This window comes from Mesorhizobium sp. M5C.F.Ca.ET.164.01.1.1 (assembly GCF_004792125.1).
Lineage (GTDB): Bacteria > Pseudomonadota > Alphaproteobacteria > Rhizobiales > Rhizobiaceae > Mesorhizobium > Mesorhizobium wenxiniae.
Genome location: NZ_SRTG01000049.1, coordinates 1 through 785, shown reverse-complemented (window position 1 = coordinate 785; position 785 = coordinate 1). Strand labels below are relative to the sequence as shown.

General features: G+C 61.4%; 1 protein-coding gene. It reads left to right on the top strand.

Features of this window, described 5'->3' with window-relative positions; all coding sequences use genetic code 11:
• On the top strand, positions 1–785 hold a 785-nt coding region (locus EN807_RS32320), incomplete at both ends, for an AMP-binding protein (RefSeq protein WP_145972466.1).

The window sequence follows — 785 nt, the reverse complement described above, 5'->3', positions numbered from 1 at the left end:
GTGTGGTCGATCTGGAGACGGTCACCCCGGCCTGGGCCGAGCTGCCCGCCTGCGATCCCGACCCGCGCGCGCTCGGCCTGACCGCGCGCCATCTCGCCTATGTCATCTACACCTCCGGATCAACCGGAACCCCAAAAGGGGCACAGAATGAGCATCGGGCTATTATCAATCGCCTGATCTGGATGCAGAAAGCCTACGCTCTCAATGCGACTGACGTCGTCTTGCAGAAGACGCCATTTGGCTTCGATGTCTCGGCCTGGGAATTCTTCTGGACGTTGCTGGAAGGGGCGACTTTGGTGCTGGCGCCTCCGGCTGCACACAAAGACCCCGATGCACTTGTAAACTTGATAATCAGCCGACGCATCACCACTGCACACTTTGTACCATCCATGCTGGTCAGCTTTATGGACACGAATGGTGTTGATCGCTGCACATCCCTGAAGCGTCTCGTGTGCAGTGGCGAGGCGCTTCCTGCCTCCCTTGCGCAGAAGGTTCAGCGCGTGTTGCCTTGGACTGGCCTGCACAATCTATACGGTCCCACGGAAGCAGCTATCGACGTTACAGCCTGGACTTGCCCGGCTGATTTTGACGGGTCAGTTGTCCCGATCGGGCGGCCGATCGCCAACACGCGGATCTACCTGCTGGACGCTCATGGCGCGCCGGTGCCGTTCGGGGCGGTGGGCGAGCTTTGCATTGGCGGGGCAGGCGTTGCGCGGGGCTACCTGAACCGCCCTGATCTGACGGCGGAGCGGTTCATCGCCAGCCCCTTTGTGGACGGCGATCGG